This is a genomic window from Streptomyces musisoli (assembly GCF_016741855.1).
GTDB lineage: Bacteria > Actinomycetota > Actinomycetes > Streptomycetales > Streptomycetaceae > Streptomyces > Streptomyces musisoli.
Map to the genome: position 1 here is coordinate 601,313 of NZ_JAERRH010000002.1, position 25,705 is coordinate 627,017.

General features: G+C 72.0%; 22 protein-coding genes. 14 read left to right on the forward strand and 8 right to left on the reverse strand.

The features are described 5' to 3' along the window. The first annotated feature begins 214 nt into the window (after positions 1-214). From JK361_RS06410 to JK361_RS06425, 4 genes are all read left to right on the forward strand, one after another. Positions 215-826 carry a hypothetical protein gene (locus JK361_RS06410; RefSeq protein ID WP_201814668.1) on the forward strand — a complete coding sequence of 204 codons (612 nt, stop codon included), beginning with the start codon at positions 215-217 and terminating at the stop codon, positions 824-826. 164 nt (positions 827-990) lie between these two features. Further along, positions 991-1,449: a hypothetical protein gene (locus JK361_RS06415; protein ID WP_201814669.1), complete on the forward strand. Its 459-nt coding sequence runs from the start codon at positions 991-993 to the stop codon at positions 1,447-1,449. A 175-nt stretch (positions 1,450-1,624) separates the two neighbouring features. Next, positions 1,625-2,107, forward strand: coding sequence for a hypothetical protein (locus tag JK361_RS06420; protein ID WP_201814670.1), 483 nt, complete (start codon positions 1,625-1,627; stop codon positions 2,105-2,107). Between the two features lie 585 nt (positions 2,108-2,692). After that, complete coding sequence (locus JK361_RS06425) at positions 2,693-5,236, forward strand: ATP-dependent Clp protease ATP-binding subunit (protein WP_201814671.1); 2,544 nt, start codon at positions 2,693-2,695, stop codon at positions 5,234-5,236. Positions 5,237-5,402: 166 nt separating this feature from the next. Here the strand turns inward: JK361_RS06425 and JK361_RS06430 are convergent, their stop codons facing one another. Continuing rightward, positions 5,403-5,879 carry a GreA/GreB family elongation factor gene (locus JK361_RS06430; RefSeq protein WP_201814672.1) on the reverse strand — a complete coding sequence of 159 codons (477 nt, stop codon included), beginning with the start codon at positions 5,877-5,879 and terminating at the stop codon, positions 5,403-5,405. A gap of 195 nt (positions 5,880-6,074) precedes the next feature. On the opposite strand from JK361_RS06430, the gene JK361_RS42935 reads away from it, so the two are divergent. Further along, the gene (locus tag JK361_RS42935; RefSeq protein ID WP_504739902.1) at positions 6,075-6,152 is read left to right on the forward strand and encodes a hypothetical protein; all 78 of its coding nucleotides are present in this window, start codon (positions 6,075-6,077) and stop codon (positions 6,150-6,152) included. A 15-nt stretch (positions 6,153-6,167) separates the two neighbouring features. Here the strand turns inward: JK361_RS42935 and JK361_RS06435 are convergent, their stop codons facing one another. After that, positions 6,168-6,539, reverse strand: a complete 372-nt coding sequence (locus JK361_RS06435; RefSeq protein WP_307787195.1) for an STAS domain-containing protein — start codon at positions 6,537-6,539, stop codon at positions 6,168-6,170. A 454-nt stretch (positions 6,540-6,993) separates the two neighbouring features. Between JK361_RS06435 and JK361_RS06440 the strand changes: the two genes are divergently transcribed. Together JK361_RS06440 and JK361_RS06445 are read left to right on the forward strand one after the other, a co-directional pair. Next, positions 6,994-7,926, forward strand: a complete 933-nt coding sequence (locus JK361_RS06440; RefSeq protein ID WP_201814674.1) for an urea transporter — start codon at positions 6,994-6,996, stop codon at positions 7,924-7,926. 405 nt (positions 7,927-8,331) lie between these two features. Continuing rightward, the gene (locus tag JK361_RS06445) at positions 8,332-10,050 is read left to right on the forward strand and encodes an LCP family protein (protein WP_236052512.1); all 1,719 of its coding nucleotides are present in this window, start codon (positions 8,332-8,334) and stop codon (positions 10,048-10,050) included. Between the two features lie 325 nt (positions 10,051-10,375). Here the strand turns inward: JK361_RS06445 and JK361_RS06450 are convergent, their stop codons facing one another. Together JK361_RS06450 and JK361_RS06455 are read right to left on the reverse strand one after the other, a co-directional pair. Next, entirely contained in the window at positions 10,376-11,221 is an 846-nt protein-coding gene (locus JK361_RS06450; RefSeq protein WP_201814675.1) for a DUF1206 domain-containing protein, read from the reverse strand. A 261-nt stretch (positions 11,222-11,482) separates the two neighbouring features. Then, on the reverse strand, positions 11,483-12,613 hold the full coding sequence (locus JK361_RS06455) for an MFS transporter (RefSeq protein ID WP_201815007.1): 1,131 nt from the start codon (positions 12,611-12,613) through the stop codon (positions 11,483-11,485). A 297-nt stretch (positions 12,614-12,910) separates the two neighbouring features. Between JK361_RS06455 and JK361_RS06460 the strand changes: the two genes are divergently transcribed. Continuing rightward, positions 12,911-13,573: a ScbR family autoregulator-binding transcription factor gene (locus JK361_RS06460; protein WP_201814676.1), complete on the forward strand. Its 663-nt coding sequence runs from the start codon at positions 12,911-12,913 to the stop codon at positions 13,571-13,573. 125 nt (positions 13,574-13,698) lie between these two features. Here the strand turns inward: JK361_RS06460 and JK361_RS06465 are convergent, their stop codons facing one another. Further along, positions 13,699-14,151: an SgcJ/EcaC family oxidoreductase gene (locus JK361_RS06465; protein WP_201814677.1), complete on the reverse strand. Its 453-nt coding sequence runs from the start codon at positions 14,149-14,151 to the stop codon at positions 13,699-13,701. A 90-nt stretch (positions 14,152-14,241) separates the two neighbouring features. On the opposite strand from JK361_RS06465, the gene JK361_RS06470 reads away from it, so the two are divergent. Further along, positions 14,242-14,727 (forward strand): MarR family winged helix-turn-helix transcriptional regulator, encoded by a 486-nt coding sequence (locus tag JK361_RS06470; protein ID WP_201814678.1) that lies wholly within the window; start codon positions 14,242-14,244, stop codon positions 14,725-14,727. 51 nt (positions 14,728-14,778) lie between these two features. Here JK361_RS06470 and JK361_RS06475 read toward each other — a convergent pair whose 3' ends face one another. After that, a complete protein-coding gene (locus tag JK361_RS06475) occupies positions 14,779-15,579 on the reverse strand; it encodes an alpha/beta fold hydrolase (RefSeq protein ID WP_201814679.1) in 801 nt (266 codons plus the stop codon). Between the two features lie 323 nt (positions 15,580-15,902). Between JK361_RS06475 and JK361_RS06480 the strand changes: the two genes are divergently transcribed. Further along, the gene (locus JK361_RS06480; RefSeq protein WP_201814680.1) at positions 15,903-18,101 is read left to right on the forward strand and encodes an MMPL family transporter; all 2,199 of its coding nucleotides are present in this window, start codon (positions 15,903-15,905) and stop codon (positions 18,099-18,101) included. Positions 18,102-18,416: 315 nt separating this feature from the next. On the opposite strand, the gene JK361_RS06485 is transcribed toward JK361_RS06480, so the two are convergent. Further along, positions 18,417-19,340, reverse strand: coding sequence for an SDR family oxidoreductase (locus JK361_RS06485; RefSeq protein WP_201814681.1), 924 nt, complete (start codon positions 19,338-19,340; stop codon positions 18,417-18,419). Between the two features lie 87 nt (positions 19,341-19,427). Between JK361_RS06485 and JK361_RS06490 the strand changes: the two genes are divergently transcribed. Then, entirely contained in the window at positions 19,428-19,994 is a 567-nt protein-coding gene (locus tag JK361_RS06490) for a TetR/AcrR family transcriptional regulator (protein ID WP_201814682.1), read from the forward strand. Between the two features lie 721 nt (positions 19,995-20,715). Here the strand turns inward: JK361_RS06490 and JK361_RS06495 are convergent. Further along, entirely contained in the window at positions 20,716-21,816 is a 1,101-nt protein-coding gene (locus JK361_RS06495; protein WP_201814683.1) for a beta-propeller fold lactonase family protein, read from the reverse strand. A gap of 143 nt (positions 21,817-21,959) precedes the next feature. Between JK361_RS06495 and JK361_RS06500 the strand changes: the two genes are divergently transcribed. The 3 genes from JK361_RS06500 to JK361_RS06510 all read left to right on the forward strand — a co-directional run bounded on the left by JK361_RS06500 (position 21,960) and on the right by JK361_RS06510 (position 25,485). Beyond that, positions 21,960-22,850, forward strand: a complete 891-nt coding sequence (locus JK361_RS06500; protein ID WP_201814684.1) for a LysR family transcriptional regulator — start codon at positions 21,960-21,962, stop codon at positions 22,848-22,850. A gap of 364 nt (positions 22,851-23,214) precedes the next feature. Then, positions 23,215-23,937, forward strand: coding sequence for an FAD binding domain-containing protein (locus tag JK361_RS06505; RefSeq protein WP_201814685.1), 723 nt, complete (start codon positions 23,215-23,217; stop codon positions 23,935-23,937). A gap of 111 nt (positions 23,938-24,048) precedes the next feature. Next, positions 24,049-25,485: an MFS transporter gene (locus JK361_RS06510; protein ID WP_201814686.1), complete on the forward strand. Its 1,437-nt coding sequence runs from the start codon at positions 24,049-24,051 to the stop codon at positions 25,483-25,485. Positions 25,486-25,705: the final 220 nt, after the last annotated feature.

Genomic DNA, 25,705 nt, shown 5'->3' on the forward strand with positions numbered 1-25,705 from the left:
TATCCCAGGCACCTATATACCTGCACGTCAGATGGGGTGGGATGGTTCCACCGTCGGCAAAAGGGCGGCAGCCGTTGCACCCGGCTCGGGCGACCGGCGATGCTCTGGGTGTCGCACCGACCAGGGCCGGACCGACCAACCGGCGTCGGGCGACCTCCGACACGCATGCACTTCGCTCATGCGTTCACCGCACTCATCCACGGGGAGGACATCCATGCCCAAACGCACCCGAGCAGGCACGCTCCTCGCAGTCGCCGTCACGGGTCTGACCGTGGCGCTCGCCGCACCGGCCACCGCCGCTCCGAAGGCGCCCGGCTTCCTCGCGGCCGCGGACCTGCCACCGCATCCCACCTCGTCCTGGACGGCCGGCAAGGTCACCGCCGGCGTACCGGAGGAGACGGACTGGGACACCTGCCTGCGGGCGCTGCCGGGCCACGGGTCAGCCTGGCACCGCGACTTCCGGACGGACCTCGACACGAACGCCCGGCAGATCACCGTGGTCCTGCCCGACGCCCAGTCGGCGAAGCAGCTGACCTCGCGGCTGAACAAGGACATCAAGTCCTGCGCGGCCCGCATCGAGCGGCAGGACCCGGACACAGAGGCCACCGGCAAGGACTACGGGAACCTGTCCGTCGAAGAGGGCGCCCACGTCTACGGCGTCCACACCGAGACCTCCTGGGGCGCGAGCGACGTCCGCCTGCTGTCGGTCGGCCGGGACGGCCGCACCGTCACGGTCGTGCACTGGGCGCAGCTCGGCGGCTTCGAGGGCGCTCCGGTGAAGGCCTTCAAGACGACGACCACCAAGGCCGTGAACAAGCTCCACTGACGGGCCGCCCAGGGCCGCCCTCCCGTCACGGGGGTCGGAAGGGCGGCCCGGCACCGACGGCCACGGGCACGACCCGACCACTCGATCACTCGACCACTTGAGCACTTGAGCACTCGACCACTTGAGCACTTGATCCATCGATCACTCGAAAACGGAGAACAGGCATGAACAGCAAGACCCGTATCGCCCTCACCGCCGGCGTCCTCAGCGTCGCCCTCGGTCTCGGCGCCACCGTCCAGGCCTCCGCCGGGACCCCGCGCAGCGTCAGCGGCAAGCCGTCCGACAACATCACCCGGATCGCCGACTTCTACGGCGCCTACATCGACGCGGTGACCGACGAGGGCAGCGGTGGCCTCCAGCAGGCCCTGCGCAGCCACTACCTCACTCCCGCGTTCCAGAAGGAACTGAACGCCTGGGAGAAGAAGAACCACGCCAACGGCGTCCTGCGCGCCCAGAACGTGCCGCTCGCCTGGAAGGTCACCGACAACGGCACGGCCGACTACACGGAGGCCGTGATCACCCTCACCTGGAGCAAGTCCAGCACGACCAAGCTGATCGTCGACATGACCCGCGGCAGCCACAAGATCTTCCACATCGGGGAGAAGGGCATCGGCGGTAAGTGACGGTCAGGCACCTCCGCCTGAGCCGACCGGTCTCCCGGACCGGCAGCCGGTTCTTGGGCCCGCACACCCTCCCCTGTATCGCCGTCGGCAGGTTGCGCCCCCCCGAAATCCGGGGGATTCATAACCCTGCCCAGCCAGGCCATCGTTCAGAGTGTGCTCCGGACTTCGGTGCACAGTGGGCAGGCAGCGCATCGCCGACTGCGATCAGGGGGAAACGATGATGAGAGGCATCTCGCGGTGCCGTGGCGCCATTGTCGCGGTATTGAGCGCCGGTGCGCTGGCTCTGGCGACCGGTAGCGCGTCCGCCGCGAGCGCGTTGATTCCCGTCACCGCGAGCACCGGCCTGGGCGTCTACAGCACGACGCACGTACGCGACGGCAAGGTGGGCGTCCCGGACCTGGGCCGCGGGGACGCGATCGTCGCCGACTGCTGGGACCGCGGTGACAACATCGGCAACCGCGGAAACGTCTGGTACCACACCCGGTCGGAGCGCTACACCGGCAGCAGCGGACAGGAGCTGTTCGTCACGGGGTGGACGTACGGGCCTATGTGGACGGCAATGACGCATTCCACCGCGGGGACATCGCGGAGTGCTGACGGCATGAGCCCAGCCGCCCGGCCCGGAGCAGCCGTTCCGGGCCGGGCGGCTCACATGTGAAAGCGGGGGAATTGACGCTGAGGGCGTCGCCTCCGGCCACGCGGCCCCTGCTCCTCCTCCAGAGCAGCCCCCCGTCAACGGCCCCCACCCGCCCGGCTTCGCCCCGGCCCGGACGGACGAGCATCGGCGGAGTGCACGGCGGGCCGGTTCCGTGGCCCGCTGGACCAAGCCGGACCCGACGGGAACCGCGGGGCACGAGGTGTAGTCGGTCATGGCCTTGGTGGCAGTCGGCTGATCGGTCATGGCCTTGGTGGCAGTCGGCTGATCGGAGTCCGGCCCGCGAGCGCGGTGAATCCTGGGCCGCCGTCCTGCTGAAGGACGACTCCCGGTCACGGGCGCTCTCCTACACGTACCGACCCTGATCTTCTCTCGGTGATCTCCCGTCCCCGCCTCCGGCTTGCGGTGCCGTCCGCCCGGGGGTTCAGTGAATACGGACCCCCGCGGGCCCTTCGTGTTGCCATTCGTGTTGCCACTCCTCGTTCTGCCCCACCTCGTTCTGCCCCACCTCGTGTTGCCGACCCCCACGGACATCCCTTCGCGGATACGCCCCGCGGACCGCCGACCCCACGCGCGCCAGGAGCTGTCATGTCGATGTCGTTCGGAGCACCGTTCGGTTCGTCGGACCCCTTCAGCGAGTTGCTGAATCGTTTCTTCGGTATGTCGCCGGCCTCCTCGCCCCCCGCCGTGCAGCGCGTACCCATCGGACGGCTGCTGACTGAATCGTCGCAGGAGCTGCTCAACCTGGCCGTGCAGCGGGCCGTCGAGGACGGCACCTCCGACCTGGACACCGAACACCTGCTCTGGGCGGCCACCCAGGTCGACCCGTCGCGCCGGCTGCTCTCCGAGGCGGGCGTGGCCCCCGACGCGCTCGCCACCGAACTGGGCAAGATCCTGCCCCGCGAGTCCGGCGAGCCCTCCGCGCAGCCCGGCCTCACCCCGGCGGCCAAGCGCACGCTCAGGGCGGCCTACGCCCAGTCCCAGGCGGCCGGCGTGTCCTACATCGGTCCCGAGCACATCCTCGCTGCGCTCATCGGCGAGAGCGACTCGGGGGCGACCCGGCTGCTGCGGGCCGAGGGCCTGGACACCAAGCGCCTCGCCGGCCTCACCGAGCAGTCGGCGGCACGCGCCGAGGCGGCCCCCGCCGAGCGGAAGAAGCCGGCCACGACGCTGGACGAGTACGGCCGTGACCTGACCGAGGAGGCCAAGGCGGGCAGGCTCGACCCGGTCGTCGGGCGGTCCGAGGAGATCGAGCAGACCGTCGAGATCCTCTCCCGGCGCACCAAGAACAACCCCGTGCTGATCGGGGAACCCGGAGTCGGCAAGACCGCCATCGTGGAGGGACTCGCCCAGCGCATCGTGGCGGGCGAGGTCCCCGACACCCTGAAGGACAAGCGCGTCGTCTCGCTGGACCTGTCGGGCATGGTCGCGGGAGCCCAGTACCGGGGTCAGTTCGAGGAACGGCTGAAGAAGGTCATCGAGGACGTCCAGGCGGCCGGCGGCGACATCATCCTCTTCATCGACGAGATGCACACGGTCGTCGGCGCGGGCGCCACCGGCGAGGGCTCCATGGACGCGGGCAACATGCTCAAACCCGCCCTCGCGCGCGGCGAACTCCATGTCGTGGGCGCCACGACCATCGACGAGTACCGCAAGTACGTCGAGAAGGACGCGGCCCTGGAGCGCCGCTTCCAGCCGGTGATGGTCCCGGAGCCCACCGTCGAGGAGACGGTGCAGATCCTCGAGGGGCTGCGCGACTCCTACGAGGCGCACCACCAGGTCCGCTTCGACGACGCCGCCCTCGTGGCCGCGGCCGAACTGTCCGACCGGTACATCAGCGACCGGTTCCTGCCCGACAAGGCGATCGACGTGATGGACCAGGCCGGCGCCCGGGTGCGGCTGCGCAGCGCGGGCCGCTCGACCGAGATCGTCAGCCGTGAGGACGCCATCGCCAAACTGCGTCGGGAGCTGGAACAGGCCGTGTCCGCCGAGGACTTCGAGAAGGCCTCGGAGCTGAAGCGGCAGATCGCCGAAGTGGAGGGCGAACTCGCCGGCATCGAGGAGCGCCGCGAGGGCATCATCTCCGTCACGGCCGACGACATCGCCGACGTCGTCTCCCGCCGCACCGGTATCCCCGTCTCCCAGCTCACCGCCAGCGAGAAGGAGAAGCTCCTGCGGCTCGAGGAGGACATGCACGCGAGGATCGTCGGCCAGGACGAGGCGGTCACCGCGGTCTCCCAGGCCGTACGCCGCAACCGCGCCGGCATGGGCGACCCGAACCGCCCCGTGGGGTCGTTCCTCTTCCTCGGCCCGACGGGTGTCGGCAAGACCGAACTCGCCAAGACCCTCGCCGCCCTCCTGTTCGGCGACGAGGACCGCATGATCCGCTTCGACATGAGCGAGTTCCAGGAGAAGCACACCGTCGCCCGGCTGGTCGGCGCCCCTCCCGGGTACGTCGGCTACGAGGAAGCGGGCCAGCTCACCGAGAAGGTCCGCCGGCAGCCCTACAGCGTGGTGCTCTTCGACGAGGTGGAGAAGGCCCACCCCGACGTCTTCAACACGCTGCTCCAGATCCTGGACGACGGACGGCTGACCGACTCCCAGGGCCGCACCGTCGACTTCCGGCACTGCGTCGTCATCATGACGTCGAACATCGGCGCGCACCGCATCCTGGACCACAAGGGCGATGTGTCCGAACTCAAGGACGAGTTGATGGACGACCTGCGGACGAGGTTCCTGCCGGAGTTCCTCAACCGGATCGACGACATCATCATCTTCCACGGCCTGACCGAGGACGACCTGGGGCGGATCGTGGACCATCTGCTGGACCGGAGCAAGCGCAGGGTGCACGCCCAGGGGATGAAGCTGGAGGTCAGCGAGGCCGCCAAGAAGCTGCTCATCGCCCACGGACACCAGCCGGAGTTCGGCGCCCGTCCACTGCGGCGCACGATCCAGGCGGAACTCGACAACCGCATCGCCACCCTGCTGCTCGGCGGCGAGGCCGAGCCCGGCGACACCATCGTGGCCGACGTGCTGCACGACTCGCTGCACTGCTCGGTACGCAAGGGCGACCCGGGTGAGCCGGCCGGCCCCGGTACGCCCTCCGGCCCGGGAGCGGCGTCCGACACCTGAGCCGTGTCCGGCACTTGGGCAGCGTCCCGTACCCGAGTACGGCCCGGCTCCGGCGCCCCGTAGTCGGCTGGAGTCACGGAGTCGACTGCGGTAACGGAGTCGACTGCGGTACCGGAGTCGGTGCGGCTGCGGTCACGGAGCCGGCGGATCCGTGGCCGCGGGTCGGCTACGACGAGGTCGGAGACCCGCCGATCGACACCACGACCGCGCTCGCCGGCCCGTCCGGAGTCTGGTAGTGAACGGTGTCCCCGGGCCGGTGGCCGAGCAGCGCGCGGCCGAGCGGGCTGTCGGCGGTGACCAGTGTCTGGTCCAGCGCCTCGGCCAACTCCCCGACCTGAAGGCTCTCCACCGAGCCGTCCGGGAAGCGGACGGTGACCGTGCTGCCCACGCCGACCTCGTCGGTGGGGGCGGGGCCGGCCTCCTCCGCCTGGCGCAGCCGCTCGGTGATGTCCTCGATACGCCGGTCGATGCGTTCCAGCTGATCGGCGCGCTGCAACTCGTCGGCCTGGTCGGCCTGGTCGCCCACCGAGAGGGAGTCGTGGAGCGTTCCGGCGACCAGCCGGCGTTCGTCCCGCAGGTCGGCGAGCTCCTGCTCCAGCGCACGACGGGCCTGCGCGCTGATGGGCTCCGGGTCACCGGTCATGGTGTCTGCTCCTCCGCGGCGGACGGCACCGGATCGAGTTGAAGAATCCGGCATTTCGCATCATAAAGCGGCAGATCGGCCAGGCTCGGGATGTGCGGTGGAGCCGAGAGTGCCGCGGGGATAGTGTGCGTATGTCCATATTTCCGGACTCCTGGAGCCGTCGGTGCTCCGTCCGCGACGTGGAGGGAGGTGCCCATGTCCTCGAAGCGACGCAGGAAGAAGAAGACGCGCCGCAATCACCCGGCGAACCACGGGCGGCGCCCGCAGTCCTGACCCGGACGGCGCCCCTCAGTCCTCAATGGCGTCACGGACGCTGGGGTAGCAGGCGATGAGGGGCGTGAGGCCGACGATCTCCAGGGTGCGCAGGACGGACCTCTGGACGCCTGCCAGACGCAGCCAGCCCGCCGGGGCGTGCGCCTGGTGTCCGGCGATGAGCACGTTGATGCCGCTGGAGTCCATGAACGGCACGCCGCTGAGGTCCGCGACGGTGCGCGCCCCGGGGGTCGGGTGCGCGGGCGCGATGGCGTCCCTGAGGACGCCCGAGGTGTGGTGGTCGACCTCACCGGTCACCGTGACGACGGCGACCCCGTCGACGGTGGACCGGATGACCGACAGCCCTTCCGGCTCCGCCTGTTCGTTCGTATCTGCCGTGTCTGTCACGCGTGCCTCGTCCACGTTCGCCGATCTCTGCCCAGAGCTTCCCTCTTCGGGAGGCTGCCCCGGATCGCACGGACGATGCAGACCGGCCACGCCGCGATCCCGGATGCACGGGACCGCGCCGATTCCCCGGAGCGGCCGAGGTGCCGGCGGTACCGGCCGAACCCCTCACCGGCGAGAGCTGACCTCGACAGGAAGTATCGTATGCCGGAAAATATGTGCCGCAGTGCGGAATGGTGCGGGGGTTTTGTGTCCGGTGAGGGGGCGGGGCATGCGACGGTCGGCCGGTGGCCGGTGGTGGCGTCAGGGGAGCGGCGGGGGCTTCCGGCGGTGGCCTCGGGAGAGCGGCGCGGGGTTCCGGTGGTCGTGTCGGGGGCGCGGCGCCGGCTTCGGGTGGTGGCGTCTGGGGCGGGGTGCGGGCCTGGGCCGGTGGCTGCTGCGCGGGCCGGCCCAGGTGATGTTCCTGGCCGACGCGCGGACGGGCGCCGTGTTCTGTTGCGCACTGGCCACGGTGGACTGGCGGTACGGCGGCTACGCCCTGGGCGGTGCTCTCCTCGGCACCGGCACCGCGCGGCTGCTGCACGTGGCCCGCGACCGGGTGGAGCAGGGGCTGGAGGGCTTCAACTCCTGCCTGCTCGCCCTGTGTCTCGCGGTGTTCCTGGACGCGGGCCGGCTCTCCACCGCCCTGCTCGCCGCCGCCGGCTGCGTCGTGGCCGCGGTCGCCACGGCGGCCGTGGCCCGGTTGCTGAGCGTGTGGCACCTGCCCCCGCTGACCCTGCCGTACTGCCTGCTGGCGAGCGCGCTCACCGTCGCCGCGCCTGCCTTCCGGCGGATCTGGCCGCACGGCGGCAGCCTCGCCGCACTGCCCCGCACCGCAAACGGTCCCACCGTGCCGCACCCGGGCGACCTGTGGCGGGCGTTCTTCAACAACGTCTCCCAGGTCTTCTTCCTGGACGAGTGGTACGTGGGGGCGCTGCTGCTCCTGGGGCTCTTCCTGGCGAGCCGGTCGGCGGGGCTGGTGGCCTGTGCCGGCAGCGCCACGGGCGTCCTGACCGCCTGGGCCCTCGGCGCGCCGACGAACAGGATCGCCGACGGCACGATGGGCTACAACGCGGTGCTCGTGGCCCTCGCCCTGTGCGGGGTCTTCCTGACGGCGGCCCCGGCCACACTGCTGTACGCGCTGCTCGGTGCCGCGACGGCGACCGCCGTGACGCCGGCCGTCGCCCATCTGCTCGCCCCGTCCGGCGGTCACGCGTTCACCTGGCCGTTCGTCCTGACGACGCTCGGTTTCCTGACCGCCGCCCGCTCCTTCCCCCGGCTGGCCGGCCGGACCCCCGCCCCGGACGGGCTGCCCCCGCGACCATCCGGAGCCCCGGCCCCCGCCGCGTAGCCGGCCGCTCGCCGTGGTCCGCCGTGGACCGCCGCCCGGCGCCCGTCACCCATCCTGGTCCGCTGTCGCCCGTCGCCCGTCGACCGCCGCCCGGCGCCCGGCGCCCGTCACCCACCGTCGACCGCCGCCCGGCGGAGTCGAGACGCGCCGGGCCGGCCGCTTGAGCGCCGGGTACTCGGCGCGCGCACGTAGACTCCCGCCTGCCCGTCCGGCCCCCTGTCGCCACGGTGTGCTTGGATGCCTCGGCGTAAGGGTGACGAGACGCCTCGGTGGAAGGGCGATGAGATGCCTCACCTGTGAATCGGGTGTGGATCCGGGCTGTCCGGGTCACCTGTTTGTTAGATTGCGCAACTACGCAATCGATTCGCGCAGGCCCGACCGACCGACCGTTCAGGGGAGTGGGAGATGAGCGACCCGTGGGACGGGCCGGCCGGCCAGGCCACGCGCAGCCGCGGGGCGAGGATTCCCGGGCAGCGGACGGCCGGACCGGACGACGCGGGTCCGCCGGGCGGCCGGGGCACGGCGCAGGCGGGCCCAGGAACGCGTGACGGCCGCCCGCCCCGCCGGGCACGTCAGGCGAGCCGCGGCAGGAGGGTGCTGAGGGCCACCGCGATCGGTCTGTCGGTCGCCGTCGTGATCACCGCCGGCGCGGGCTGGTGGTTCTACCAGCACCTGAACGGCAACATCCACAGCGTCTCGCTGGACGGCAAGGGCGGCACCGAGAAGGCCGACGCCTTCGGCCGTACCCCCATCAACATTCTGGTCATGGGCTCGGACGGCCGTACCAGCAAGACGGACTGCAAGCTGGGCGGCGGCTGCTCGGCGACCGGGGTGCAGACCGGCAGCAACGCGGACGTGCAGATGGTGCTGCACATATCCGCGGACCGCTCCAACGCCACCGTGATGAGCATCCCCCGCGACACCATGACCAAGGTCCCGGCCTGCAAGGACAGTGAGTCCGGCCAGTCCACGCCCGGTTACTACGGTCAGGTCAACAGCGCGCTCCAGTACGGGCCCGCCTGCCAGGTGGACACCGTCCACCGGCTCACCGGCATCCCCATCGACCACTTCGTCAAGCTCGACTTCTCCGGTGTCGTGAAGATGTCCGACGCGGTCGGCGGTGTCTCCGTGTGCGTCAGCGACGACGTCTACGACACCTACTCCCACCTGAAGCTGTCCGAGGGCACCCACACCCTCAAGGGCGTCGCGGCCCTGGAGTTCGTACGGTCCCGGCACGGCTTCGGTGACGGCAGCGATCTCGGCCGTACGGTCTCGCAGCACATCTTCCTCAGCGCGATGATCCGCAAGTTCAAGAGCGCGGGCACGCTCACCGACCCCACCGCGGTCTACAAGCTCGCCGACGCCGGCACCAAGGCGCTCACCGTGGACGACGGCCTGGGCAGCGTGAAGAAGCTGATCTCGCTGGCGGACGACGTGAACAAGGTGCCCACCGACCGGATCACCTTCGCCACGATGCAGACCGCGCCGGACCCGGCCGACAGTGACCGTGTGGTGGTGGGCCCGGGTGCGAAGTCCCTGTTCGCCACCATCGCGGACGACCAGTCCCTGACCACCGGCCCGGGCAAGAAGTCCGCGGTGGCCTCCGACACCGCGAAGCCCAGGCCCACGGCCACGGTCTCCACCGTGCCCCCGTCCGGGATCGCGGTGACGGTGGAGAACGGCACGGGCATCACCGGCCGGGCCTCCGTCATCGCGACCGCCCTCACCGGCCAGGGCTTCGGCTCCGCCACCACGACGAACGCGCCCAGCCCCGCGACGGGTACCACGCTCACCTACGGCACCGGCCAAGGAGCCGAGGCGCGGACGGTCGCCAAGGCGCTCGGCCTGCCCTCCTCCCATCTGAAGCGGGGCAGCGGCACAGGCCTGACCCTGGTGGTCGGCAGCGACTGGCCCGGCGGCAGCAGCTATCCGGGCGCGTCCACCGCGTCCCCGGCGCCCGCCGACACCAAGGCGGCCGTCTCCCACGCCCACGCCTCCACCGCCGACCAGGCCAAGACCTGCGCCAAGGTGAGCCCGTACAAGACGGTCACGCTCGACGGCGTCCCCATGACACCGTCCCAGGCGTACGCGGCGGCGCGGAAGAAGCCCGACTCCGACGCCTGAGCGCCCCCGCCCGCACGGCGACCAGAACGCCTGAGCGGCTCCGCCGGCATCCGCCCGCACGGCGGCGACCAGGACGCCTGAGCAGCTCCGCCGGCATCCGCCAGCACAGCGACACCGGCGCCTGAGCGCTCACGCCGGCAGCCGCCCGCACGGCACGGGACGCCTGTGCCGTACGGGTCGTGCGCGCCGCACCCGAGGCGGCGGTGCGTACCCGGCACCAGTTCCCGTCGGGAACCTCCGGCTCCGCGGTCGCCTCCGCCGCCTCCGCCGTCTCGGTCGGCGCGCCGCGCGCCGTCACGGCTCCGTGGGCCGACCGGCCGCCGGGTCAGACCTTGCGCCAGCGGGCTTCGCACCAGGAGAAGAAACCGAACGCCGCCAGACCGAGCGCGACCAGGGCGAGCAGCCAGGGTCCGGCCGGCAGGTCCCGGAACCCCCGCAGGGTGTCGTCCATGCCCCGGGCCTGTCCCGGCTGGTGCCGGACGGCCGCGACCAGGGCGAACACACCGGCCGCGGCGAAGACGGCACCACGGGCCGCACCCCCCGTCACCCCGAGGAAGCCGACGACCCGCTCGGTCCTGCCGGACATGGCACCACAGCGCAGGTTCTCGCGGAACTTCTTCCGTACGGCCTGCACCGAGATCCACAGCCCGGCGATCACCACGGCGGCGCCCGCGCCCCCGACGAGCCACTGGCCGCCCGGCCAGTCCAGCATCCGGGCGGTGACGTCGTCGGTCTGCCGGTCGGACGCCCCGCTGCCGCTGCCCCGGTCCCCGGCCGCGTACGAGAGCACCGAGAAGGACACGAAACCGTAGAAGAGGAAGCGGAAGACGGAGGCCGCCCGCCGGGACAACGCCGACCCGTCGGGCCCCGCCCCGCCGAACACCGCCTCCGACAGCCGCCACAGCGCCATCCCGGCCAGGGCGATGCCCACGGTCCACAGCATCGCCGCCCCGAACGGCCGGCCGGCCAGCTCACCGAGGGCACCGCCGCGGTCGGCCTGATGGCCGCCGCCGTCACCGCCGAAGGCGATCCGCAGCGCGATGACACCCACCAGTACGTAGATCAGCCCGCGCGCCACGAAACCCGCCCGGGCCGCCACGGACATCGCCGTGCTGTCCGCCGCCCGGCGCGCCCGGCCCCGCCCGCGCAGCGTCCATGACTGTGCATCCATAAAGCGCCGATGCCCCCGCGGCCCGGTCCGACACCTGCCCGCCGCGCCGGTCCCCCCTGTGGCCCGGTCCGACACCTGCCCGCCGCGCCGGCGCCCCCCCGTGGCCCGGTCCGGTACCTGTTCGCCGCGCCGGTGCCCCCGAGCCGGCTGATACCTGCCCGCCGCGGCGGTGCCGACCCGCCCCGGCGCGGCGGACGGCACTGCCGGCCGGGCCCGCGCATGCCACACCGGCGCCCGGCACGCACGGGGACGTCCCGCGGCTCACCGCCGGCCGGCGGGCTCCGGTGGGTGCCGCGGCGACTGCCCGCCGAGCAGCACCGCGCACGCCCCGGCGGTCAGCAGCCCGCCGGCGAGGAAGACGCCGCGCGGACCGACGTGCGGCAGGAGCAGCGCCCCGAGCGCGGCACCTGCCGCGATGCCGGCGTTGTAGCCGCCGGAGTTCGCCGCGAGGGCGAGGTCCGTACGGCCGGGTGCGCACTGCAGCATCGCGTTCTGGGCGGTCATGAACACCGGCCCGAGCGCCCCGCCCATCAGCACGAGGAACGCCACCGCCGCCACCGGGCGGGTGCCGGCCGCGTACAGGCCGAGCATGCCCACGCCCTGCGTGGCCACGGCGGCGGTCAGCGCGGCCTGCGGGAACCGGTCGAGCGCCATGGCGGTGACGCTCACCCCGGCCAGGCACGCGGCACCGAACACCGCGAGCAGGACGTCGACCGTGGCCGGGGCGAACCCGCTCACGTCGCCCAGGAACGTCACCACGTAGGTGTATCCGGCGAACGCCCCGGTGGCGGAGAGGAAGCCTGCCGCCAGCACTGTCCCGAACCGGCGGACATCGGGAGCGGTCCCGTAGGCCGCGGGCTCCTCCTCCGGCCGCGAGGTCGGCAACAGGGCGGCGATCGTCACGAGGGAGACGAGCCCCAGCGCGGCCGGCAGGGCGAGGGGCAGCCGCCAGCCGCTCTGCCGGCCCAGCCAGGTCCCGGCGGGAACACCGACCACGAGGGCGAGCGAACCGGCGACGGACAGCGCCCCCACTACCCGCCCGCGGACCTCCGGCCCGAACAGGCCCACGGCGACAGGTCCCATCACGGCCCAGAACACCGCCTGCGCGAGCGCGGCCGCCAGCCGTGCCGCCAGGAGCAGCAGGTACGAGCCCGCCGACGCCGCGACGACGCTGGACACGACCAGCGCGGCCAGGAGCCAGGCGAGCACATGCCGACGGGGGACCGCCCGCAGGGCGTGCGCGAGTGGCACGGAGGCCACGGCGACGGTCACGCCGTAACAAGTGACCAGGAGGCCGACCGCGGACAGCGAGATGCGAAGGCCTTCGGAGACCGGCTCCAGGAGACCGACCGGCAGGTTCTCCACGGTGTTGAAGGTGAAGGCGGCCAGCATCAGGGCCGCGAGCACGGCCGGCCCGTGCCGGGGAGCCGGCCGGGTCGTGCTCCCGCGGACCCGCTCCGGCGCGGCGCGACGCGCCTTTCGTGCCCGTTCCGTGGCACCGCCCATGCGCCTACCTCACCCGGCGCACCGGTCCCGCCGCAACCGAATTCGGCCGGGGACGGGGCCCGCTTGTCCCTTGTCGGCCGCATGTGCCAAGTCATGCCAACTGCCTTGGCACACCGTGCAGTTGACCTTCACTACGGTATGGTACGTGCTGTTTGGTTCAATTTTCAGCTTGAGGGAGGGTTCGTGGCTCAGCAGGAACGAGCTGTGCGGACCCGACGCGCTGTTCTGGAAGCCGCCGCGGCCGTCTTCGCGGAGCGCGGATACGCGGCTGCCACCATCACCGAGATCCTCGGACGGGCCGGCGTGACCAAGGGTGCCCTGTATTTCCACTTCGACTCCAAGGCGGCCCTCGCCCGGGGCGTGCTGCGGGAACAGCTGAGGGCCGAGTACCACCTGCCCCGGGACCTGAAGCTCCAGGAGTGGGTGGACGCCGGGATGACCCTGGCCACACGGCTGCCCCAGGAGCCCCTGCTGCTCGCCGGTGTCCGGCTCTCGGCCGACCTCCAGGGCCAGGGCGTGTTCGACAGTGCCTGGCCGGCTTGGGGCGGGCTGACCTCGTGCGTCCTGACGGAGGCGAAGCGGCGCGGTGAGGTGCTCCCGCACGTGGTGCCCGAGGAGACCGCCCAGGTCTTCCTCGGTTCCTGCGTCGGCGTGCAGTTCGTCTCTCAGGCCGTGGCCGGCTGGACCGACCTGGACGCCCGCATGTCGGCGCTGTTCGACCACATCCTCCCCGCCATCGCGGCCCCGGCCGTCCTCTTCCGACTGGACACCGCCTCGGACCGGGGCGCCCGGGTGATCGCCGAGGTCCGGCAGCGGTCGACGGACCTCGCCGGCGTCCCCGGCTGACAATCGGCCGCGTCGTCCGTTCCCGCGCGCAGCCGCGTCCCACGGGGCGCGGCGGGCACGTGCGTTGCCGCGACCAAACCGCTGAGACGGTTTTCTGCGGGCTACGGCGCTACGGCGAGTGCCGGTCACGCCCGCCCCGCGGCGTCCACCAGGCCGGGGACGAGCCGGAAGGAGATCGCCTCCATCAACGGCCTGCGCCGGGTGTTGTGGAAGGCGGCGATCCGCCACATGCCGTCCCCCTGGCGGATCAGCGTGTACGTCTGCACCTTGCCGAGCCGGCGGGGCCGCTTCTTCCGGTAGGTGTCCCCGCGCCCGCTGACCACCGCCGTGTCCGGCCCGAGGAAGCGGATGCCGACGACCTCGTCGGCGAGCCGGGTGTCCTTGAGGAAACCCGTGAACAGCACGCGGTGGCTCTCGGTGATGTCCCCACGCCCCTGGTAGAGGGTGCCGACGTAGGTGGCGTAGGTCGCGTCCTCGGTGAAGAGCCGGCCGTAGGCGTCCGCGTCGTGGTGGTTCCAGGCGGCCACCAGCGCGTCCAGTACGGCGGTGACGGCTGCGGTGTCGTGGTTGGTGGGCATGGCGGAGGTCCCCCTTCGTGGTTAGACTGGCGCAGAATCTTACTGAAAGCAGTATCTGCATACGCGCAGATATTTGGGAAGGGGTCAGCCGTGCCGAATCCCCGTAGCGGCGACGAGGAGCACGTCGTCTTCCGTCAGTACCTGGACGCAGTGGGCCTCCAGGGCCTGGCCGGCGCCGAGGCCGCGGGTCTCCACACCTCGGAGTGGTACGCGCTCAGCCTCATCGCCCAGGAGGGCCGCCTCACCTCGGGCGAACTCGCCACCCGCACCGGCCTGACCACCGGCGCCACCACCCGCCTGATCGACCGGCTGGAACGCGCCGGCTACGCGCGCCGGGCCCCCGACCCCACGGACCGGCGGCGCGTCCACGTCGAGCCCGTCCCGGACGCGCTCGCCCGGGTGGAGGAGGTGGTGGCCCCGGCCCGCCGTCATGTCGCCGAGGTCCTGGCCCGCTACACGCCCGAGCAACGGGCCCTGCTCTTCGACTACTTCGCCCGTGCCGCGCCCGCGTTCCGCGCCGCGACCGAGGAGATCCGGGCGGCGGCCCCGCGCAGGCGGACCCGGAAAACGGACTGACGCGCGCGGATCCGACGGCCGAGGGCTCCGCCCCGCGTGCCCCGTTGCAGGTCAGGCAAGGTCCGCGAGGAACGCCTCCATGAGGTCGAGCAGGACCTCGGGCCGTTCCAGGTGCACGTCGTGTCCCGTGCCGGGCACGCACACCGACCGCGTCTGCGGCCGTTGCTCCAGCATCGCGTCCACGTCCGGCTCCCCGATGAAGCTCGACTGCGCGAGCACCACCAGGGTGGGGCAGGTGACCTGCCGCCACGCGGGCCGGGAAGAGCGCCTGGCGTTCTCCGCCAGCGAGGCGACCATCACGTCGCGGTCGAAGCGGGGGCGCCAGCCGTCCTCACCGTGCTCCAGACCGGCCGCCCAGCCCTCTCCCACCGGGCCACCGCCGAAGAAGGACACCGCCGCCTCGCGGGACGGGAAGGGGACCGGCCACGAGTCGAGCCAGGCGCCGATGTCCTCCGGAGCCCGGGTGTCGGGATCGCCGGGCGCGGCCTCGACGAGGACGAGCGCGCGGACCAGGCCGGGGTGGGCGGCGGCGGTGAGCATCGCGGTGTGGCCGCCCAGGGACTGGCCGACGAGAACGAGCCGGTCCAGCCCCAGTTGCCCGGCGACGGCCACCACGTCGGCCACATAGGCCGCACGCGAGACGTCGTGCGGATGCCGCTCACTGGCACCGTGCCCACGCTGATCCACCGCGACCACCCGGAACCGCCCCGTCAGACGTCGCGCCGCCACGTCCCACTCGCCCGCATGGCCGGCCAGCCCGTGCAGCAGCACGACGGCGGGTCCCGGTCCGCCCCAGTCGCGACAGACCAGCCGGACACCGTCCCGGACGACCACACGCTCGGACCACGCCATCTCAACCCCCGTACCGCCGCTGCCTTTCCCGATCATGCCGTACGCGGGCCGCAACGCCCCGGCCGGCAGCTGACCCGTCGACCGCCCTTCCTTTCTCGGGCCGTTCACCTGCCGCTACCGGCGACGTCCGGCGGAGCAGGGGGCTTTGTCCGCTCCGCCGGAGTCGGGCAATTCTCATGTGAAGCCGTGTGGGCCTACTCGCTAGGGTGTGAGGTCAAGACAACCATGCGACCGGCCCGTTCACTGCGTGCCGGTCGGGGTCGCCGATGCCAGGGACCGCTCCCCGGGCTGCGGTGATCTTCCTTCCCAGGAGGACCCTCCGCATGTTCCGACGAATAGGCAGCGCCGTCGTCCGTCATCCCGTTTGGACGATTGTGGCGTGGCTGATCGCCGCGGTGGCGATTGTCGCCACCGCTCCGAGCCTGCCCTCGAACAGTGACGAGAGCAGTTTCCTACCCAAGAGTTACGAGTCCATCAAAGCGGCGGATCTCCAGGAGAGGGCGTTCCCCAGTGCCTTCACTCCGTCCGCGATCGCGCTCTACCAGCGCACCGACGGCGGCAAGCTCACCGCCGCCGACCAGAAGGATGTCGCCCGGATCACCTCCGAACTGGGCAAGAAGCACATCGACCAGGTGCAGAAGGTCGTCCCCGGCCAGCCGTCGAAGGACGGCAGGTATGCCATGACCCTGGTGCAGATGGACAGCAAGAACGCCGGTCAGCCCAAACAGGCCGACGCGGCAAAGGTGTTGCGGGACGAGGCAAAGAAGCTGGCCAAGGGCACGGACCTCGACGTCAAGCTCGGCGGCTCCGCCGCCCAGGCACTTGACCAGCAGGATTCGTCCAAGCGCGGCCAGGCGTTGATCGGTATCGGTACCTTCGTCATCATCCTGGTGACGCTGCTGATCATCTTCCGTGCGCCCATCCTCGCCGTACTGCCGCTGGTGCTGATCGGCCTGGTGTCCGCCGTCGCCAACGGACTTATCGCCTACGCCACCAAGCTGTTCGACCTCCAGGCCAACAGCTCGATCTCGTCGATCCTGATCGTCGTGCTCTTCGGCGTCGGCACGGACTACTTCCTGTTCCTGATATTCAGGTATCGCGAGAGTCTGCGGGCCGGCGACGAGCCCAAGGAGGCCATGGTCAACGCGGTCGGCCGGGTCGGCGAGGCCATCGCCTCGGCGGCGGGGGCCGTCATCATCGCCTTCCTCGCCCTGGTGTTGTCCACGCTGGGCTTCCTGAAGCAGATGGGCCCGGCGCTCGCCATCGCGGTCGCCGCCACGCTGGTCGCGGGCCTCACCCTGATCCCCGCCGTGGTCTCGCTCATCGGGCCGAAGGTCTTCTGGCCCTCGAAGTCCTGGCAGAAGGAACCGGAGAACGCCCGCTTCGCCGCCCTCGGCCGGGGCGTCCAGCGCCGTCCGGCGCTCACCGCCGTGGTCTCCGGTCTGATCCTGCTCGCCCTGTCGGTCGGCACCTTCGGCTACAAGGCCACCTTCGACCTGGCCTCGGGCTCCATGCCCAAGACCAAGGAGTCCATGGTCGTCCAGGACGAGATGCAGAAGGCGTACTCGGCGGGCGCCGCGGCACCCACCGACGTCTACCTGTCCAGCACCGACGGCAAGCCGCTGGACAAGTCCGCCTTCGACGCGTACGCGCGAAGGCTCGGCGCGGTGGACGGCGTCGCGAGCGCCCGCATGACCCAGGTCAACAAGGAGGGCACCACCGCGGACTTCACCGTCACGCTCAAGTACGAGGCGTCGACGGACAAGGCGATCGACGCGGTGGGCCGGGTCCGCGATGTCGCGCACTCGACGGCGCCGGACGGCACCGAGGCGCTCGTCGGCGGCATGTCCTCGATCTTCAAGGACATCAACGCGGCGGTCAACCACGACTACAAGACGGTCTTCCCCGTCGCCGCCGTCCTGATCATGGTCATCCTGGGCCTGCTGTTGCGCAGTGTGGTCGCACCCTGGTACCTGATGGCCTCCGTGGGTCTCGGCTTCGGTGCGACCCTCGGCGCCACCGTGTGGATCTTCCAGGAAGGCCAGGGGCACTCGGGCCTGATGTTCATGCTGCCGGTGATCATGTACCTCTTCGTGGTCGCCATCGGCACCGACTACAACATCCTCATGATCGCCCGGCTGCGCGAGGAGGCCCGTGAGGGCCGGGATCCGCGTGAGGCGGCCGGCATGGCGCTCCGGCACGCCGGGCCGACCGTGGCCGCGGCCGGCTTCATCCTCGCGGCGACCTTCGCCACGATGATGCTGGCGGGCAACTCGCTGCTCTCGGAGATGGGCTTCGCGGTCTCCTTCGGTATCGCGGTCGCCGCGTTCGTCATGGCGATGTTCTTCACCCCGAGCCTCACGGCACTGATCGGTCACGCCGCCTGGTGGCCGGGCCACGGGGACCAGGCGCCGGATGCCGGTGCTGGTGCCGGTGCCGGCACCGGCACCGCGCACTCCGGGGTGCTCCGGGATGATGAGGACCGGGACACCGTCCACGATTCCGCCGGGCGCCGCGGCTAGCGGCAGCCGGTCTGACCGACAAGTCCTGCCGGGCCCTGTGGCCCGGCAGGACTTCTCGCGTCCCAGGGCCCTTTCGCGCTCCGAGGCTCCGTCCCATTCCGAAGCCTTTCGCGTTCCGGGGCCGCCCTTCTGTGATGCGGTCCCTTTGGTGTTCCGGGGGCGTTCGGGTGCTGGGTTCGTTCGGATGCCGGGGCCATTTGCGCTCCGGCATCCGAACGCACTCCGGGCCTTTTGGCGCTCCGGGCCCTTTCCGGCCCCAGGGCCCTGTCGGCGGGGCCGCTTTCGAGGTCGGGGGCGGGCTTTGGACGGTGCCGGTCAGCCGGTGGCGGCGTGGGTCTGGAAGTAGTGGCCCTTGTCGAGGTCGGCGAGGAGACCGGGCTGGACCGGCTCCCAGTCCAGGAGTTCGCGGGTGAGGGTGCTCGACGCGGCGGCGTCAAGGCCGAGGACGCCGCCCAGCCAGCCGAAGTGCTCGGCCGCGTCCTCGGGTGCCACCGAGACCACCGGCACATCGAGGTGACGGCCGATCACCTCCGCGATGTCCCGGAGCGTGACCCCCTCCTCCGCGGCGCCGTGCAGCACCGATCCGGCGGGTGCCTGCTCGGCGGCCAGCCGGAACAGGCGGGCGGCGTCGAGGCGGTGCACCGCCGGCCAGCGGTGGGCGCCGTCGCCGAGGTGGCCGGAGACGCCCTTGGCGCGGGCGGTGGCGACCAGGGCCGCCATGAAGCCGTTGTCCCCGTCGCCGTGGCAGGTGGGGGAGAGCCGCACCACGGAGGAGCGCACCCCGCGCAAGGCGAGCGCGAGCGTGGCCTTCGCGGTGGCCGCCCGGACCGCGACGGGTGAGCCCTCGGCCGCGGGCATGTCCCGCTCGGTGGCGACCCGCCCGGGCGCGACACCGAGCAGCCCGGAGGCCAGGACGAAGGGCCGGTCGGTGCCGGCGAGGGCGTCGCCGAGGGCGTCGACGGCGCGGCGGTCGGCCTCGGCCGCCCCCTGGAAGTCCCCGCCGAAGGCCAGGTCGTGCTTGAAGGCGAGATGGATGACGCCGTCCGACGAGGCGGCCGCGTCCCGCAGGACGTCGAGGTCGTCGATGGTGCCGCGGACGGCCCCGGCCCCCGCCGCGGCGAGCGCGTCTGCGGAGGCGTCGGACCGGGCCAGCCCGATGACGTGGTGCCCCGCCTCGACGAGGTCGGGCACAAGGGCGGAGCCGATCCAGCCGGACGCCCCGGTCACGAAGATACGCATGGGAAGCACCCCAGACTCTTTGATGTCAGTGACTGTCATCGACCCTAGCATCTGATGTCAGTCACTGCCATCACGTAGGATCTTGGCATGGGCAGATGGGAGCCGAACGCGCGCGAGCGCCTGGCGGAAGCGGCGTTGGAGCTCTACAGCGAGCGCGGGTACGAACAGACCACCGTGGCGGAGATCGCGAAGCGGGCCGGTCTGACCGAGCGGACTTTCTTCCGGCACTACGCCGACAAGCGGGAAGTGCTGTTCGCCGGCTCCGGAGACCTTCAGGAGCTGTTCGTGCGGTCGGTCGCCGGCGCCCCGGAGGACGCGGCGGCGATCGACGCGCTGGCGTTCGGACTCGACGCGGTCGGTGAGGTCTTCGCCGACCGGCGGGCCTTCGCGCGCACGCGCCACGCCGTGATCACGGCCAACGCGGAACTCCGGGAACGCGAACTCATCAAGCTCGCCTCACTGTCGGCCGCGCTCGCCGACACCCTGCGCCGCCGGGGCGTCACCGAGCCGGCCGCCAGCCTGGCCGCCGAGGCCGCGGTGGCCGTCTTCAAGATCGGCTTCGAACGCTGGATCGAAGCGGCCGAGGAACGGGACATGGTCCAGCTGGTACGGGAGGCGCTGACCGAGTTCAAGGCAGTGGCCGCCGGCGGCTAGGTTCCACGCCCGGACGCGCGCGGGCTCCAGGCCTGGGGCCCAGGCCACCTGGCCCCAGGGCCACCGGGCGGGCTTCGCGGTCGCCAGGGCTCGGGGTCACCGGGTCTCGCGATCACCGGGTGGGCTCCGGGCCACCGGGATCCAAGGTCACCGGGCGGGCTCGCACCACCGCGCTTCCCGGCGGCTCCCGCCGGATCCGGGATGCAGGCCTGCCGGCGGCCTCCCCCCGCGGCGGCCGGCTCGAGTACTTCCTCGCACCACTGCCGGAACGTCGTCGGCGTTTTCGAGGCCCCGGTTCTTGGCCTCGAACATCTCGACCATCGCCTGCGCCATCGCCTCGCTCGTCCCGAAGCCGGTGAGACGCTCCTTGAGCGCCGCGCCCGGCACCTGGCGGTAACCGATCCGGGTAGCCGCAGGGCCTCCCCGCGGTCGAGCAGATCGTCCCCGAGCAGACGGCCGATGGCACTGGTGGGTGCAGTGATCACGATCATGTGAGGTGTTTCCTCTTTCTGGCGGTGGGACGGGGATCCGGTTTCCGCAGGGGAGAGGGAGACTCGGCCGGCACCGGGGCCCGGCGGGGACCCGGCAGCTGATCCCGCGAGGAGTAGCTGATCCGGCGACGAGCAGTTGATCCCCCGACGAGCAGCCGAGCTGCCGGTTCCGCGGCGAGTAACTGGTCGTACGACGACCGGCTGGTGCCGCGACGGGGGCTGCGACGGTGTCAGGCCGGGCGTGGGATGTACGCCAGCCCGTGCGCGCCGGGCTCTGCGTACTTGGCGATGTCGAGCCGGCCCAGACGCTCCAGCGTCTCCAGGTCGACGATGTCGACGGTGGACGAGACGACGCACGCGACGTAGCCGATCCGGCCGTCGGGGGAGGAGGTGATGGTCAGCGGGCCCAGTCCGATCTCCAGCTCGCCGAGCCGCCGGCGGCTGTCCGCGGAGAACACCGACAGACGGCCCGGTGCCTGCCGGCCGAGCCGGTACACCGGGTCGGGTTCGATCCGCATCTCGCCGGCGAGCAGCTTGCCCGTCGACGTCAGATGCACCGGCATGACGACGTTGTCCGCGGGCAGCGTGTCGATCACTGAGGCCGTCCGGGCATCGATGACCCGGATGCCGTCGGCCGGCCGCTCCTCCACGTGCCCGGCGAAGACCCCGGCGTAGGGCGCGGCGACGAACACGAGGCTGCCGTCGGCCGAGACGGCGAGCCCCTCGCTGCCCGGCACCTCGGCCCTGGCGGTCATGACGCCGCGTTCGAGGTCCACCACCGACACGAACGGCGCTTCCTTGTTGGTGGCGTAACCCGTCCTGCCCGCCGGGTCGATGGCGAACCAGTGCGGGCCCGGCGCGTCCGTGTCGATCCTGCCCACCGGCCGACGGGTCGCCGTGTCGATCACGACCACGCCGCCCGGCCGGTCCGCCGATCCCTCCACGCTGACGTAGAGGAGACGGCGGACCGGGTCCAGGGCCAGCCCGTGCGGCCCGTGCTCCGGGGCGAGGTCGACGACCTCGACCACCCGGCGGGTGTCGGGGTCGATGACGGTCACCTCGGTGCGCCGGCCGCCGTTCGCGTGGTAGTAGCCCGAGTGATACGCCGACGTGCACCACAGCAGCCGCTGCGTCGGGTCGAAGCACAACTCGTGCGGCTCGGCCAGGACTTCGGTCGTACCGAGCAGCCGGTCGGAGGCGGCGTCGAAGAACGAGACCGTCGCCCCGCTCTGGCTGACGACCGCCAGCACATCGCCTGCTCGGCCGGCGCGGGCGGACTGCGGCGCAAGGGGAGCGGACCGCGGCGCAGGGGGACGGGAGGACTGCTGCATGAAAGAGGCTCCTCGGACGAGTCGTCGGGAGGCCGCACGTCCCGGCGGCCACATCCACTCTCCGCACGGCGGAACGCCGGAACAATGCAATGATCGGCATCTCATTATTGACTGAGGCGTAAGACTCCAGTTCAGGAGCTTGAATGGATCTCAATCTGCTGAGAGTTCTGGACGCTCTACTCCAGGAGAACAGCGTGACCCGCGCCGCGGAGCGCCTGGGGACGTCCGCCGCGGCCGTCAGCCGCACGCTGGCCCGGCTCCGCCGCGCCGTCGGCGACCCGCTGCTCGTCCGCGCCGGGCAGGGCATGGTGCCTACCCCGCGGGCCCTGGAACTGCGAGACGAGGTCGCCGCGTTGCTGCGCAACTGTGACAACGTCCTGCGTCCCGGGGCCGGTTTCGACGCCGCTCATCTCCAGCGCACCTTCACCGTGCAGGCGGCCGACCTGCTTCTGACAGGGCTGGCCGGTACGTTGACCGACCGGATCCACGCGGAGGCCCCGCACGTGGACGTGGTGTTCCTGCCGGAGGCGATCGAGGGCGGCCCAGGACTGAGGCAGGGCTCGGTGGACGTCGAACTGGGCGTCCTCGGCCACCTGGACCCGGAGGTCCACACCCGGCAGCTCACCCGGACGACGCTGGTCGGCGTCGCCCGGCGCGGTCATCCGCTCTTCGACGGGCACATCGACGCCCGCCGGTTCGCGGCGGCCGACCACATCGGCATCTCCCGGCTGGGCAAGCGCCTCGGACCCATCGACAGCGCACTCGCGGAGCGCGGGCTGCGGCGCCGTACCGCGGTCGTCGTGCCCAGCCACACCAGCGCGATGCTGCTCGCCCGCGCCACCGACCTCGTCGCCCTCACCCTCGCCGAGTGGCTGCCCGACACCATCGCCGCACTGGGCCTGCGCACCTTCCCCATCCCCCTCGACCTGGGCCCGCTCGACCTCGGCATGGCCTGGCACCCACGCAACTCGGCCGATCCCGGCCACCGTTGGTTCCGCGACCACCTGGCGTCCGCCGTCCTGACGCCGTCATGACGCCTTCTTGGCGCCGTCCTGGCGCCGTCCGGGAAGGCGAACGACGACAGCGGACGGCCGAACCGGGTCCCGTAGCCTGGAAGATGGAACCCCGGAGACTGGAACAGGATGCTGGACGCACCGGATGCTGGACGCACCGGATGCCGGACAGAAGCACCGGTTACCAGGCACACCGGGTGCCGCTGGCCAGTGACGTGCGGCCCGTTGACGGCTTTCCGACGCCGTGGCCGGTCAGCGCGCGTCGCATGCTCGTGTGAGCCCTGGACGCGCCCCCGTCCCCGCGACAAGACTGCGCTGTCGGCGGGCAGGTGGCCGGGCGCCGCCCGCCCATCGTCCCGAGCCCCAGGAAGGCAGGTCGGCCGCTGTGCTGTTGCGTCTGCCCACGTCCGTGCCGGAAGCCCAGGAGTGCCTCGCCGAGGGGGCCGTGCCCATAGGCGGGGCGACGCTTGTCTGGGCGACCTGGCAGCGCGACGGATTCCCCGAACTCGCGATATCGCTGAGCGAGTTGCCGGAGGCCAACGTCATAGGAAAGGAGACCGTCGGCAGCGCCGTGGTCCTGCACCGCATCGACACCCGCGTACCGGACGTCCTGCGGCTGGCCGCCGCCACGGTCGGCACCGGCGCCGTGCGGCGGACGGCGACCGTCGGCGGCAACATCGTCGGCAGTACGCTGCGTTGCCTGCTGCCCCCCGCGCTCGTCCTCGACGCCCGTGCCACGGTCCTGGAATCCGACGGCGTCCGCGAGGCGGACCTGGCGGAGGTGGTCGCCAAGCGTCCCCTGCTGCTCACCCTGCGCTGGCGCACACCGATCGCCTCGGCGTACCGCAAACTGCCCGGCGAGGCCGGCGGGGAGCCACCCCTCGTAGTGGCCTCGGCCCTGCACTCCGGGGACGGGACGCCGGAGCGCCTGCGCGTCGCCGTACGGGACGGCTACGACGTGCTCAGCGGCACCGCCCTCGGCGGCGCCGACGCCGAGGAGACCCTGGACACCCTGCGCGCCACGGGCCTCGGCGACCTGCCGGCCGCCGCGTGGGACGTCGTACGCGCCCAGGTCCCCCGCCTGTTGGAGCACCGCGGCGCGGACTGAGGAGGCGGACGGTCGGGCCCTGTCGTTTGCGGTCTTCGCAAAGAAACTGGTCGATGGGCGTGCTGCTGCCCGAGCCTGACCCGGTACGACCCGTGTACCGGAGAGGTGACGATGACCGTGACGACTTCCCCCGCTCAACCCGCTGCGCTGAGCAAACGCAGACGCTGGACGGTGCTGGCCGTCTGCTGCCTGAGCATGTTCCTGGTCGGCCTGGACACCACCGTCGTCAACGTCGGCCTGCCCGCCATCGGCAGGGGTCTGGACGTGGGGACACGCAGCCTGGAGTGGACCGTGGACGCGTACACCGTCGTCCTGGCCGGCCTGCTGATCTCCTCCGGTGCGCTGGCGGACCGGTTCGGGCGCCGACGGGTGTTCCAGTGGGGGCTGACGGTGTTCGGCGTGGCCTCGCTGGCCTGCGCGCTGGCCCCGTCGGTGGGCGCGCTGGTCGCGGCCCGCGCGGCGCAGGGGATCGGCGCCTCCATGCTCAGCCCCGTGGCCCTCGCGATCGTGGTGAACGCGATGCCCGATCCGCGGGAGCGGGCCCAGGCGATCGGCGTCTGGGGCTCGGTGTTCGGGCTCAGCATGGCCGCAGGCCCGGTCACCGGCGGTGCCCTCGTCGCGGGCCTCGGCTGGCGGTCGCTGTTCTGGATCAACGCCCCGGTCATCGTGGCCGCCCTCGTACTCAGCGCGGTGTTCGTGCCCGAGTCCCGGGCGCCGAAGGCACGGCGGCTCGACATTCCGGGGCAGATCCTGCTGACCGTGACCATCGGGATGTGGGTCGGCGTACTCATCGAGGGCCCCCGCATCGGCTGGTCGTCACCGGCCGCCCTGACCGCCTACGCCGTCGCCGTCGCGGCTACAGCAGGATTCGTGCGGGTGGAGTTCCGGCGCGAGGAGCCGCTGATGGATCCCCGGCTCTTCCGGGGCACCGCGTTCAGCGGCGCGGTCCTGGGCGCCGTGGCGGTGTTCGTCGCCCTGAACGCGGCGCTGCTGCTCAACACCCTCTACCTTCAGCACACCCGGGGATTCACCCCGCTGGCCGCGGGCGCGGCGACGCTCCCCATGGCGGTCGGGGCGACCGTCTGCGCACCGTGGTCCGGCCGTCTGGTGGGCCGCGTGGGTCCGCGGCCGCCGCTGTGGGTGGCGGGCGGCTTCCTCACCGCCGGCGGGCTGTGCCTGGTCGGGCTCGACCGGCACACGAGCGTCTTCCTGCTCCTGTTCGCTTATCTGCTCATCGGCGTCGGGTTCGGCTTCGCCAACGCCCCGATCACGAACACGGCGGTCAGCGGGCTGCCTCCCGCCCGGGCCGGCGTGGCGGGCGCCATCACGTCGACCGCACGCCAGGTCGGCGCGGCCCTCGGCATCGCCCTGGCCGGCGGCCTGGTCGCGGGCGAGGGCCCGGCGGGACTCGCCCACGCCTCCCGCCCGGGCTGGTTCCTGGTCGCCGCCTGCGGAGTCGTCGTCCTCCTCGTGGCCTGGGCGGCACGGCCGCAGGCACCGGTGCGGGACGAGTCATCCGGCACACCCTCGGTGGCGCGGGCACGCTGAGGGCGTGGCGCACCGGCGCGCCGCGGAAGTCCCGACCCTGATTCAACAGCCAGGTTCCTGTGAGTACTTCGTAAGGCAGCCCCCACGCTCCGCACGGTGGGAGCTACCACCGACAACCTCTCGTGGAACCGTCGGTTGGAGCCGGGACCGGCTGCACCGCTGTTCCGCTCGACCGGGGCGCGCCGAGTGCACGGGACCCGGCACCTGCGGGTGTCTTCCG

Excerpts from the sequence above, each read along its gene's own strand:
- JK361_RS06410 (WP_201814668.1), top strand. The coding sequence starts at position 215 with ATGCCCAAACGCACCCGAGCAGGCACGCTCCTCGCAGTCGCCGTCACG.
- JK361_RS06415 (WP_201814669.1), top strand. The coding sequence starts at position 991 with ATGAACAGCAAGACCCGTATCGCCCTCACCGCCGGCGTCCTCAGCGTC.
- JK361_RS06425 (WP_201814671.1), top strand. The coding sequence starts at position 2,693 with ATGTCGATGTCGTTCGGAGCACCGTTCGGTTCGTCGGACCCCTTCAGC.
- JK361_RS06430 (WP_201814672.1), bottom strand. The coding sequence starts at position 5,879 with ATGACCGGTGACCCGGAGCCCATCAGCGCGCAGGCCCGTCGTGCGCTG.
- JK361_RS42935 (WP_504739902.1), top strand. The coding sequence starts at position 6,075 with ATGTCCTCGAAGCGACGCAGGAAGAAGAAGACGCGCCGCAATCACCCG.
- JK361_RS06440 (WP_201814674.1), top strand. The coding sequence starts at position 6,994 with ATGTTCCTGGCCGACGCGCGGACGGGCGCCGTGTTCTGTTGCGCACTG.
- JK361_RS06445 (WP_236052512.1), top strand. The coding sequence starts at position 8,332 with ATGAGCGACCCGTGGGACGGGCCGGCCGGCCAGGCCACGCGCAGCCGC.
- JK361_RS06450 (WP_201814675.1), bottom strand. The coding sequence starts at position 11,221 with ATGGATGCACAGTCATGGACGCTGCGCGGGCGGGGCCGGGCGCGCCGG.
- JK361_RS06455 (WP_201815007.1), bottom strand. The coding sequence starts at position 12,613 with ATGCTGGCCGCCTTCACCTTCAACACCGTGGAGAACCTGCCGGTCGGT.
- JK361_RS06465 (WP_201814677.1), bottom strand. The coding sequence starts at position 14,151 with ATGCCCACCAACCACGACACCGCAGCCGTCACCGCCGTACTGGACGCG.
- JK361_RS06475 (WP_201814679.1), bottom strand. The coding sequence starts at position 15,579 with ATGGCGTGGTCCGAGCGTGTGGTCGTCCGGGACGGTGTCCGGCTGGTC.
- JK361_RS06480 (WP_201814680.1), top strand. The coding sequence starts at position 15,903 with ATGTTCCGACGAATAGGCAGCGCCGTCGTCCGTCATCCCGTTTGGACG.
- JK361_RS06485 (WP_201814681.1), bottom strand. The coding sequence starts at position 19,340 with ATGCGTATCTTCGTGACCGGGGCGTCCGGCTGGATCGGCTCCGCCCTT.
- JK361_RS06490 (WP_201814682.1), top strand. The coding sequence starts at position 19,428 with ATGGGCAGATGGGAGCCGAACGCGCGCGAGCGCCTGGCGGAAGCGGCG.
- JK361_RS06495 (WP_201814683.1), bottom strand. The coding sequence starts at position 21,816 with ATGCAGCAGTCCTCCCGTCCCCCTGCGCCGCGGTCCGCTCCCCTTGCG.
- JK361_RS06500 (WP_201814684.1), top strand. The coding sequence starts at position 21,960 with ATGGATCTCAATCTGCTGAGAGTTCTGGACGCTCTACTCCAGGAGAAC.
- JK361_RS06510 (WP_201814686.1), top strand. The coding sequence starts at position 24,049 with ATGACCGTGACGACTTCCCCCGCTCAACCCGCTGCGCTGAGCAAACGC.